At 65.2% G+C, this 10,155-nt stretch carries 11 protein-coding genes; 5 read left to right on the top strand and 6 right to left on the bottom strand.

Annotated features, from left to right (window positions below; all coding sequences use genetic code 11):
* Positions 1 to 9: 9 nt before the first annotated feature.
* Both ACFQV6_RS17155 and ACFQV6_RS17160 read right to left on the bottom strand, forming a co-directional pair.
* Positions 10 to 693 carry a hypothetical protein gene (locus ACFQV6_RS17155; RefSeq protein WP_378028476.1) on the bottom strand — a complete coding sequence of 228 codons (684 nt, stop codon included), beginning with the start codon at positions 691 to 693 and terminating at the stop codon, positions 10 to 12.
* Positions 690 to 3,290 carry an FtsK/SpoIIIE domain-containing protein gene (locus ACFQV6_RS17160; protein ID WP_378028477.1) on the bottom strand — a complete coding sequence of 867 codons (2,601 nt, stop codon included), beginning with the start codon at positions 3,288 to 3,290 and terminating at the stop codon, positions 690 to 692. Before ACFQV6_RS17160 ends, ACFQV6_RS17155 begins: the two co-directional genes overlap by 4 nt.
* A gap of 176 nt (positions 3,291 to 3,466) precedes the next feature.
* Here ACFQV6_RS17160 and ACFQV6_RS17165 point away from each other — a divergent pair, with 176 nt between their 5' ends.
* The 5 genes from ACFQV6_RS17165 (at position 3,467) to ACFQV6_RS17185 (ending at position 6,069) form a co-directional block, all read left to right on the top strand.
* A complete protein-coding gene (locus ACFQV6_RS17165; protein WP_378028478.1) occupies positions 3,467 to 3,808 on the top strand; it encodes a YbaB/EbfC family nucleoid-associated protein in 342 nt (113 codons plus the stop codon).
* Between the two features lie 2 nt (positions 3,809 to 3,810).
* Positions 3,811 to 4,128, top strand: a complete 318-nt coding sequence (locus ACFQV6_RS17170; protein WP_378028479.1) for a hypothetical protein — start codon at positions 3,811 to 3,813, stop codon at positions 4,126 to 4,128.
* On the top strand, positions 4,125 to 5,129 hold the full coding sequence (locus ACFQV6_RS17175) for a hypothetical protein (protein WP_378028480.1): 1,005 nt from the start codon (positions 4,125 to 4,127) through the stop codon (positions 5,127 to 5,129). The genes ACFQV6_RS17170 and ACFQV6_RS17175 overlap by 4 nt, the downstream gene beginning before the upstream one ends.
* A 13-nt stretch (positions 5,130 to 5,142) precedes the next feature.
* A complete protein-coding gene (locus ACFQV6_RS17180) occupies positions 5,143 to 5,424 on the top strand; it encodes a hypothetical protein (RefSeq protein ID WP_378028481.1) in 282 nt (93 codons plus the stop codon).
* A gap of 66 nt (positions 5,425 to 5,490) precedes the next feature.
* On the top strand, positions 5,491 to 6,069 hold the full coding sequence (locus ACFQV6_RS17185; RefSeq protein ID WP_378028482.1) for a hypothetical protein: 579 nt from the start codon (positions 5,491 to 5,493) through the stop codon (positions 6,067 to 6,069).
* A gap of 3 nt (positions 6,070 to 6,072) precedes the next feature.
* Here ACFQV6_RS17185 and ACFQV6_RS17190 read toward each other — a convergent pair whose 3' ends face one another.
* From ACFQV6_RS17190 to ACFQV6_RS17205, 4 genes are read right to left on the bottom strand one after another with little or no spacing between them, the layout of a single operon-like run.
* Positions 6,073 to 6,678 carry a hypothetical protein gene (locus tag ACFQV6_RS17190; protein ID WP_378028483.1) on the bottom strand — a complete coding sequence of 202 codons (606 nt, stop codon included), beginning with the start codon at positions 6,676 to 6,678 and terminating at the stop codon, positions 6,073 to 6,075.
* Positions 6,675 to 7,823: a M23 family metallopeptidase gene (locus ACFQV6_RS17195; RefSeq protein ID WP_378028484.1), complete on the bottom strand. Its 1,149-nt coding sequence runs from the start codon at positions 7,821 to 7,823 to the stop codon at positions 6,675 to 6,677. Before ACFQV6_RS17195 ends, ACFQV6_RS17190 begins: the two co-directional genes overlap by 4 nt.
* Positions 7,787 to 8,329, bottom strand: coding sequence for a hypothetical protein (locus ACFQV6_RS17200; RefSeq protein ID WP_378028485.1), 543 nt, complete (start codon positions 8,327 to 8,329; stop codon positions 7,787 to 7,789). The genes ACFQV6_RS17195 and ACFQV6_RS17200 overlap by 37 nt, the downstream gene beginning before the upstream one ends.
* Positions 8,330 to 8,334: 5 nt before the next feature.
* Complete coding sequence (locus ACFQV6_RS17205) at positions 8,335 to 10,092, bottom strand: MFS transporter (RefSeq protein ID WP_378028499.1); 1,758 nt, start codon at positions 10,090 to 10,092, stop codon at positions 8,335 to 8,337.
* Positions 10,093 to 10,155: the final 63 nt, after the last annotated feature.

Consider the following 10,155-nt stretch of genomic DNA (forward strand, 5'->3'; position numbering starts at 1 on the left):
CGAATGCGGCTAGTTCAGCAGCGCTTCGAGGCCGGCGCCCATGCAGGTGAGCAGCACCGGCGTGAGGCAGGTGATCACGCCGAGGATCGGGGTGCGATCCGCCTTCACCTCGTCGTCGCCCCCGTAGACGAAACCGATCGTGGCCCATCCCAGCCCGAACGCCAGCAGCGGCATGCTCAGCCCGCAGATCAGCGCATAGGTCGGCGGTGAGCCCGGCGGGGCGACCAGGAACAGCAGCACCTGCACGATCAGCACGGCGGCCGCGAACGGGCCGTAGATCAGCAGGTTGCGCACCCAGGGACGATCCGGGCCGGTCGGCGCGGGGCCGACGAAGGCGTGATCCGCGGCGTCCGCGGTGACGCGGGCCTCCCGCAGGGCGGCGAGCACGGCGGCAGGACCGCCGGTCACCCTTTCCATCGCTTCGGCCTGGTCGTCCGGCTGCGGCGTCAGTTCCATTTCCGGTACGCCGAAATCGCGCACCAACCTCGCCCGCTGAGGTGCCAGCCGTGCGCGTACCGAAGAAAGCTCCTGTCTTGCAGCGGTGACCGTCGCGGCGTGCTCGCCCGCCGCCGAGCTCGCCGCACGCCGGACCGCGTCCAGCTCACGGGCGGCCGTCAGGTAGTCGCCCCACGGGTCGGTCGGTGCCGCCGCCTGCGCCGGCACGACGCCGCGCTGTTCGGCCTGATCCGTCACGGCGTATCACTCTCGGGATGAACGAACGGGACCACGGTGACCATGCGATCGGCGTGGCGATCGTGCAGCAGCGCCCGGTTGGGCCGCGGGTGCCAGTCCACCGGCCGGCCCAGCAGCAGCATCACGTCGGACTGGGGAACGTTCAGGAAGAGCAGGCCCGCCACGTCCTCACGGCCCATGCTGCCGCCGGTCTCCTCACCGAACCGGCGCACCCCGCGCCACCAGGACAGCAGGTGCGCACCGTGGCTCGGGCCCTCCCGCAACAGCTTCCGCAGGCCGCTCAGGCTCCCCGGTGCCGCGGCGTCCATCCCGAACACCACCCGGTAACCGGGCTGGTCGGCGTCGAGCTCGGCGGCGAGGCCCGCGGCGTCGACCACCACCACCTCCTGGCGGAGTGCGATCTCCGCGGCCAGCTCGTCGGCCACCGCGTCGCTCTCCGCCACCAACGAGGCGATCACGAACCGTGCGGTACGCGGAGCGTGGCCCGCTGCCACACTGCGGGCCGCGGCGTCCAGCACCTCGGCGCCGCCCGTGTGTGAGCCCAGGATCGCCAGGTGGCGGCCGGGCGACGAGTCCAGCGGGAAGGTGGCAGTCGACAGGTTCACGTCGATCACCCGGCCGACCAGGGCCGCGGGACGGCCCAGCCGGCCGGCGAGAGCGGCGCGGTAGGTGGGATCGTCTACGAGATGCTGGCTGGCATATCCCGCGAAGACGCGCGGGGGCTGGGCCTCGGGGTCGCGGCCGCCCCACAGCCGATGCCGCAGGTCGCTCAGCAGCGGCTGGTCGGAGTGCGGATCGGGGAAGCGGACCACCCGTTCGTGACCGCGGGTGGCACCACGCGGGCCGCCCAGGCCACCGGCCGTGTTCACCACGGCGCTGCCCATCGGCAGACCGGCCGCCGAGTCGTTCGTCGGCTCCAGCACGTCACCGCCGCCCGGCAGCGCGATCCGCACCGGGAACTGCCCGAAGATCGAGTCACGTTTCGCGTAGAGCGCTTCCACACCGAGCACGGTCTGACTGGCGAGAACCAGATGGATACCGTACGACCGGCCCTTGCGCGCCAGCGACTCCAGCAGGCCCACGGCTTCCGAGGCCATCGGATCGTTGCCGGCCAGCAGCACCTGGAACTCGTCGATCACGCAGAGGATCCGTGGCAGCGGAGTGCCCCGGCCCTCCTCGGCGACGACCTCCCGCAGGTCCGTGAAGCGCGACACCCCCGCCCGCTTGTACGCCAGCGACCGGCGGCCCATCTCGGCGTCCAGCTCGCGGAGGACCGCCAGCCCGTACTCCCGGTCGGACTCGACACCGACGGCCCGGGCGTGCGGCAGCCAGGTGCGGTCACGCTGGGTGGGGACGAACTCCGCGAAGGAGACGCCCTCCTTGAAGTCGAGCAGGTAGAGGGCGAGCTGGTCGGGGCCGTAGCGGGCACCCAACCCGTACAGCACGTTGATCAGGAAGGCGGTCTTGCCGGCACCGGAGCGGCCGCCCACCATCCAGTGCGGAGTCAGGTCGTTGAAGCGCAGGATCAGCGGCACGTCACCGTGATGCCCCACCACTGTCTCGACGCCGGTCGCCGCGTCACCGCCCCAGAGCTCCTCGCTCGCATCGGGCAGCAGGTCGGAGAGGGTGACCCGGGACGCCTCCAGGGTGTCCGCGGCAAGCGCGTGGCAGACCGCGTCGATCAGATGCGGAGGCGGATCCTCGTCGAGGAACACGGGCGCGTTGAGCCACAGAGCGTCCGCACGGGAGCCGAACGTGCCGCCCGGCGGATCCCCGATGATGGCGAACGGGTTACGCACGGAGATGGCCGTCGTCCGCGGCAGCGGCGCCTGAGTGCTCTCCGCGGTCAGCGGCGGAGGCGGCCAGCCGGCCACGATCAGGTGCAACCCGGAATCGGGCCCCTGCTGCGCGAGCGCCGCGATCCGGCGCAACTCCTCACCCTCGGTCAGCTCCGGCAGGCTGGCGATCACCACGAGCATCAGCCGGTCACGCCGGGACCGCCGGGTGTTCCCGCCACGCACCGGCCGCAGCCATTTCTCGGCCTCCGACAGCACGTCACGCAGGCCCTGCCGGTCGGTTGCCGTCGGCGACAGCAGGCCTGCGTCGGCCAGCTCCTCGAACGGCGCGAACACCGACCCACCGCCGACCCCGTCCACCGTGCGCACCAGCAGCGAACCCGCCGGAGCGGCCGCCAGCAGGCGCAGCAGCAGCGAACGCAGCAACCCGAACACCCGCGGGTCGGTGGCGGTCGCGTCGACCGTCAGATGGCCCGTGCCGAGCAGCGGCACGACCGCTGGAAACCGGACATCGTCCAGCGGCTGGGCGATCCCCAGCCGGACGAACTGCGGCGGGCCGTCGCCACCCAGCGGGGCGGCCGCCGACAACGCCTCCAGGCCGGCACCCAGCCACCCCGGCGCCAGCTGCGCCGCCGCCACCCGCAACCGCTCGGCGAGCCGATGCTGCTCCCGGGGGTCGGCAGCGGTGGCCGGCGCATAGGCCTCCAACGCGGCACCAGCCGCATCCACCGTGGCCACCGCCTGCCGGTGCAAGGCAGCGGCCTGCCGGACCCGCAGAGTCGAATCCGCCACTGCCACCACCTCCTGTCCGCGGATAAAACTTATCCCAGACCCGCTCGGACGCCGCGTTGCGTCCCCGGTGCGACTTTCGCGCCGGAGCGTGCTCCCTTGAACCCGGAGCGTGTCGCAGTGGTATTCGTCATCGTCCGGCTCGTGTGGTTGTCGATGGTTCGATCTGCTGCTGATGGAGGGCCGTCATGGGTTCCGGTTACGAGGGCACGGCCGCTGACGGGCGGATACGGGTCGAACTCGACGGCGACGGGCGGCTCGCCGATCTGAACCTCGACCCGCGGGTCACCCACCTGCCGGTGGACGAGCTGCGCGTGGCGCTCATCGACGCGTTCACCCGGGCGCAGGACCAGTTGTACGACGAGGTCTCCGAGGCTGCGTCGGCGTACAAAACAGATCTTCTTCTCATGAAGGCGGAAGCCACTCTTCTTCTCGTGAAGGCGGAAGCCACCGAGATCGCGGACCGCAGGTTCGCGGAGATCTCCACCGCGTTGTACGACCTGTCACGACGGGCGGGCCGGCAATGGTGAGCGTGCGGCTGCAGATGGATCCGGAGTCGGTGGCTGCGGCGGGTCGTGCGCTGGCCGGGGTGGCGCAGCGGATGGCCGAGGATGTCGCGGCGCTGGAGACGACGGTGCTGGGTGCGGGGAATCCGTGGGGCGGTGACGAGAGCGGGTCGGCGTTCGCGATGGCCTATCAGGGCGTTCTGGGGCACGCGCTCGGGGCGCTGGGGTCTTATGTGCAGCAGGTGGGCGACGCTGCGGTGACGTTGGCTCTGCAGGCGCGGTCGGTCGGTGAGGTCGACTCCTCCTCGGCTGCCTCCATCTCATTTGACGGGGGTGGGCCGTGACCATCGAGTTGCCCGCTGAACTCACCGAGCCGCTCGGCTGGGTCGGTCTGACCTGGCCGCAGGCCGACGAGGACCGGCTCTACGCCGACGGGCGGGCCTGGATCGAGCACGGCGGCCGGCTGCGCGCCCACGCGGCGGAGGCGAACGACGCGGCCCGCCGCGTGTGGATGGAGAACGAAGGCGCCTCCGTCGACGCCTTCGAACAATGGTGGAACGGCTCCGACGGGCCAGGCAGACATCTCGAGGACGCCGCCACCGCTGTCGAGCTGATCGGCGCCGGCCTGATCGCGATGGCCGGCGTGACCATCGCGGCCAAGACGGCGTTCATCGCCCAGCTGACCATCCTGGCGTTCCAGGTCGGCCAGGCCGTCGCCACCGCGTTCGTGACGGCCGGCGCCACCCTCGTCGAAGTCCCCCTCTTCATCGCCGCCACGAGGCTGGCCTGCCGCGAGATCATCCACAAATCGCTACAGGTGGTGGAGGGCGAGGTCGCCCAGACGTTCACCCGCGCCGCGGATCTGCTGCAGACCGCCGGCAGCAAAGCCGCAGCACAGAGCGCCGGCCAGTTGGCCCGCCACTTCGGACAGAACTCCGACTTCCACCGTCTGATGCGCGAGGTCGAAAACGCCGACGTCCGCAGCCCCTTCAACGGCGCCAACTTCTACTCCGGCCGAAGCGGCGACGGCACCCCGATGCGCCTGTTCGCCGAGAAGAACGCGGACGGTGTTTCCTCGGTAACGTTGGAGCAGACCCCCGGCGGCAGAACCTTCGACGACATGCGACTCTTCGCCGACAACTCACCGGTCCGCGAAGGCCATGCGCGGGACATCTGGGGCCGGTTGTCGGAACGCTACGCCCAGACGGCAACGGGTGATGTGACGGCTTGGACGCACAACTCCAGGGCCGACAGCATTTGGAACGCGGTGGAACGAAAAGCGCTGGCCAGGAATCCGGACGTGGCGGCGGTGACGGAGATCGATCCGGTGGCGGGGGTGGCGTGAGAGGGGAGATGGCATGGGTGTCGAGAACATCCGTAGTCAGGCTGCTCGTACCGACAACGGCGTTGTCCTGCGCAACGTCGACCGGGAGACGATGCGGGTGGAGTATGGCGGCCGGGTGATGGACGTGCAGGTGGAGCGGGGGGTGGAGCGCAGCGGCATCTATCTGCCGCCGTCACCCACCTGGAACGACGGCGAGGTGGTTGAGGAGGAGACGCTGGTCCTGATCAAGGGGGCCATTGTGGAGATTCAGGAGTATTGGGGGTTCGCGGCCGACTTCCTGGTCCTTGAGGTGTGAGATCAGGGGACGGCCAGGCTGCGCCCGGACAGGAGCACACGGTGCGGACGAATTACTGTCGTATGTATGCAGCCGCAAGAGTCCGAGCCGGAAGCCACGCCGCCGACTCAGCCTGGGAAGGACGGTGAAGCCATGGTGACGTCGAAGCCCATGCGCAGCCGACCCGGCGGCGGGTGGAAACGCGGGCGCTTGCAGAGCAGACGAGCGCGACTTGCGTTGGCGCTGGGCGCAGGCGTCATGGCGCTACTGTGTTTGGGTGGGGTGGGCGTGTTCATCGCCCTTTACGACGAGGCCACAGAAGTTAAGCGCACGGCACCCGATGCGGTGGTCGACAACTTTCTCGGGGCGTATCTTGTCAACCGCAATGACAGTGAGGCCAAACTCTATCAGTGCGAGGAAGGGGGTGACTTCGCCGAAATCGATGCGTTCAGGTCGCAGATTCAATCTCGCGAAAGAGAGAAGAGCGCGGTTATTTCGGTGAGTTGGTCATCATTCACGGTGACCGTGAGTGGAGGTCGAGGCACGGTTACTACTGATTTAACCCGATCTGCCCGAAATGGGCAGGAAAGCAAGACTGCGCCTTGGTCTTTCGTGGTTGTGGATCAAAATGGCTGGAGGGTTTGCGGCGCAACTCAGCTACCTTGATACCTACTCGACCCACAGAAAATGTGCCGGGACCGACATGGTTCGCGGGATCTTCCCGGACCAAGTCCATTGATACCATTCAGACTCACGGGCAACACGCGCGCAGATGGCGTTGGAGTCGCTCATGAATAGTTCGGTGACCGCCCTTAGGTCCCGGCGTTCAGAACCATCACTCTGGATTTCAACCACTCGCCGTCCCGTCAGTGACTTAGTGTCCAATGAGTTGGCTGGATTGCGGCGCGGCGGTTCGTCGAGGGAGGCAAGCAGCGAGGAGTCGCTACCTGGGTCAGTGTTCATGATGGCGATGCCTAGGTCCTCAACCCAGACGCGTTCAATAGGTATCAACGGTGCGAAAACCTCAGACTGCTCCGTCTCTGCCCGATACCACTCACCTTCGGCCATAATCGGTATGTAGGTCCTACTGCCCTGGACGACCTTGTTGTCAGCGCGCAGATCACCTCGCCAACCATTTCCCGGCAGCCCAATCAGAACTCTTCGGCCACGTGTCTCACCACTCATTGAGGCGGGCACGGGAATGATTGGACGTGGCTTTATAGAGCTGCGGCGGTCCGGTTCTGTGAACGGGTCCGGAACTGAATCGCGCGTCATTCTTCATTACCTAGCGGTGCGCCTTGTTCTCGCATGAACTGCACGGGATCGATTGCGCCAATCTTTGAGCGGTCGTTATCCAGGTGCACCTCGAAGTGCAAGTGTGGGCCTGAGGAGTTGCCGCTTGAGCCGACCCGTCCAATGATGTCGCCAGCTGTTACCTGCTGGTTCTGCCGAACGAAGGGTCGTTGGATGAGGTGACAGTAGCGCGTCATGACATCGCCAGCATGCAAAATCTCGACCATCCAACCACAGCCTCCCTTGCCCGGATAGCCGTCCACGTTGCAACTTTTGCGACCGTTGAAATCCTCGTCGCACTTGACTAAGGAGACGACACCACTGGCGACGGCGGCGATCGGTGTGTATTTGCCGATGATCAGGTCAACACCCTGGTGGTTAGGACGAGAAGCGCTGCGGAAACCTGAACCGACACCAGCACGCAGCGGAATTGTCCAGCCAGAGGCAGCCACCTGCCCCGAAGCCGCACAGACCATGGTGACCGAGTTGCCGACCGCGTTCGCTGCACCGTCAGCGAGCGAGTTGACTATTCGCGTGGCCAATTGTTCGTGTTTGGCATAGGCATCGGGATAGGCGCTAATTTGCACGGCCTGAGCCGCCCTAGTTAGCGACATTCTTTCCCAACCCTCGACTGTCCGGAGTTTGTTGTAGAACTTCGTGCTCGCGTACACCGGATCCCGAACCTGGTCGGGCGTTCCCCACCCTGAGCTCGGGCGCTGCTGGAAGAGGCCCTGCGAATCATGGTCGTTTCGAGAGCCAAGGTGCCCGAGATTGATCAGACGTGATTCCTGCATCGCAGTTGCTACCGCGATGACCCATGCGCGGGGAGGCAATTTCATATCTGAACCCACGTCGATGATGATCGCAGCGTTCCGGATCTGGTTCGCGCCGTAGGGGCGGATACGCGGGAGCTTAGAGTCGGGATCAATTACCCCGCCCTGTCCGCAGCCTAGCGCTGTATTTAGGTTGGTTTGCTTGTCGTCACCAACGTTGCCGAGCAGTAGAATGGTGAGGCTCCCACCACAGCAAAGCAAAGCGAGGGTGATCACCAGAGCGACCAGGAGAACTGCTTTGCGTGGCCGTGGCACTTTCACGCCGGCTCCCAGTCGATGCCGTCGACGAGCCATGTTCCTTCCGGTGCCACAAGGCGAAGGCTCAGCTTGCCGGAGTCCATGGTGACGATTGCATTCACCAGCGACTCATTGGCCGCTATTAGGTCGGGCTTGCCAATCACCCGGTCGGCAGGGACCCCGGCCGGATCTACACCACGAAGTTGGCTAGAGAGGTCTTTAGTGGCGTTCGGCAGCAGTCGATCGAGCCACTTCTTCGCGGTGATGTCGTTATGATCGACCCAGGCTGATGCGAACGCGTACGCAACCTGCTCTGGTTCAGCGCGGCCCGGACTGGTCTTCGGAATCGGCGGTGGCTCGGGCGAAACGACGCTGTCGTCGTCGGCGGGATCCACGCTAATCGCTGGCGCAGAGCTTCCGCCCCTGAGCGAAGGTGTTGGCTCACCATCTGAGAAGAGTCGCCCGATTCCTACCACCGCCAGCACCATGGCGGCGAGGACGATGGCAACACCCCACCGGGACCGGAAGATTCCGGTCAGGCCCCGCTCCAGTATTCCGGCCACTCAACTCACCTTGCCTCGGAACGCACCCGTGGGCTGGCCGGCTCTTGTGTCGTCGAACCGGTCTCCGGTCGGTAAATCGCGTAGGACGTGGGGCGCTCGACAACATCTGGTGCAGTCCAAGCGGAGGAATTCTGAGCACGTGCCGGGGCGGGCAGATTACGTGGCTCCGAGGCGTCGTCCCGCACCGATTCAGTGCCATCTGGACGTGTAGCTACGGTCGTCGAGGAGCTTTCGTCAACCTTCTCGCTCCGGCTCGTTGCCGCGTGCGACGGGTCCTCGAGACGAGCCTCTGGGCGGAGGTTTCGTTGCTCGATGAAGACTGTTCGTCCGTCCTTGCCGAAGATTGGTTCTCGGGTTCCGCCACCCTCAGCGACCTCCAACTTGGCAGCTTCCCGCATATCCCGGAAGAACCGCCGATGCCACGAGCCAGCGGACGCGATCGCCGCAGCGCCGTCCTTGCCGCCGAGTTGGGTAATTCGGCGATAAGGACGAAGCAATAGCCATCCAACTATTCCCGTAAGCCACACCAGCACCACCTGTAGCCAACCAGCAAGGCTGGCGGTGTTCATGATTAGGTCAACAGCGAACAAGTAGATTGCTGCGCCAGTGCCGAAGATTGCGACGTTGAAGACTGCAGCGACCACGGCATTTCCCAGCCGTCGAATTCCGGCGCTTGCTGGACGGAGTAGACCGACCGTCCCAAGGATGGGAGCTGCGATGACAGCCCACCGGAAGATGAGGAATCCTAGGAGGACGAGCAGTGAAGCCGTCAAATCGAACATTGCGAAGAGGATCGCTGCGAGAACGGCGATGAACCCGGCACCGATGCGCTCCATGCCATTTTTGCCCTGGAGGTACTCGTATGCCTCAGGGTCTTCAGCCCGAATCTGTTCGGCGACTCTTTCCCACTGAGCCTGTTTCCTATCGAATGTTCCGGGCCGGGTATCTGGGTTTTCCCGGACTCTTTCCGCCTCGGCCCATGACAGGGATCTTGCGTCGTACAGTGCCATACCATATTTCTGGGCGGTCTCACTATCCGCTGATCCCAAGAGACCGCGAACCCAGTTTCGGTAGAGCATGGTCTCAGTTGCGGTGTCACTAGCGCGTACCGCAGGGGGCCTGTTGTCCTTACATGCATCCGGATCGCCTAGTACGCAATCATTTGGATCAATATTTTTGGGTCGAGGGCCAACGGCCTCATGGACCACTGAGAGAGTGCTGATTAGGGTGTTGTCTGCGATGTTGGCGGATCTGGTTGGCCAAGCCGCGATAGCAGTTACGACGACCATGACGAGAATGGCCCACCCGGTCGTTGTCGTCGCTGCACCCATGTCGGCCTGCTGCGATCGCCAGATCAGGTAAATGCCGATAACTGCTAACGTGACAACGCCGAAGACTGTAAATACCTTTTCGTAGACCGATTTGGTCGCCTGCTCTACGAGGGGATTCGCCCAGCCCCAGAGTGATTCAGGATTCCAGGCTCTCTCGCGTAGTGCGTTGGATGCGCCGATGATTGCTGTAGCAATCATGATCTCGCCATTTGCAATCGTTGTCTCAAGCTTTTGATCGGCTTCGGTGAAGTTGCCGGCGCACCCGTTATCTAGATCGTATGTAACATACGGGTATCCGGCATAGCCGTATCTGCTGTAGAGGCCTTGAGTTCCTTGGGCTGAAGCCGACGTCGGGCGTTCTGCGAACCAGCCGGCCAGCCCAGCGTCAGGACTAGTCGGTATGGGGGCGTCGAGACATTGAGCCTTTTTCATCCTGCGTAGCGGTTGGCTTCGACGTGGTGCAGAACGAGGATGGCCTGCACGATCGCGGTCGCT

This window comes from Actinoplanes sp. GCM10030250, assembly GCF_042666575.1.
In the GTDB taxonomy this organism is placed as follows: Bacteria; Actinomycetota; Actinomycetes; order Mycobacteriales; family Micromonosporaceae; genus Actinoplanes.

Coding starts and splice junctions, on each gene's coding strand:
- ACFQV6_RS17205 (WP_378028499.1), bottom strand. CDS start 10,092: ATGAAAAAGGCTCAATGTCTCGACGCCCCCATACCGACTAGTCCTGAC.
- ACFQV6_RS17165 (WP_378028478.1), top strand. CDS start 3,467: ATGGGTTCCGGTTACGAGGGCACGGCCGCTGACGGGCGGATACGGGTC.
- ACFQV6_RS17185 (WP_378028482.1), top strand. CDS start 5,491: ATGCAGCCGCAAGAGTCCGAGCCGGAAGCCACGCCGCCGACTCAGCCT.
- ACFQV6_RS17180 (WP_378028481.1), top strand. CDS start 5,143: ATGGGTGTCGAGAACATCCGTAGTCAGGCTGCTCGTACCGACAACGGC.
- ACFQV6_RS17195 (WP_378028484.1), bottom strand. CDS start 7,823: ATGGCTCGTCGACGGCATCGACTGGGAGCCGGCGTGAAAGTGCCACGG.
- ACFQV6_RS17190 (WP_378028483.1), bottom strand. CDS start 6,678: ATGACGCGCGATTCAGTTCCGGACCCGTTCACAGAACCGGACCGCCGC.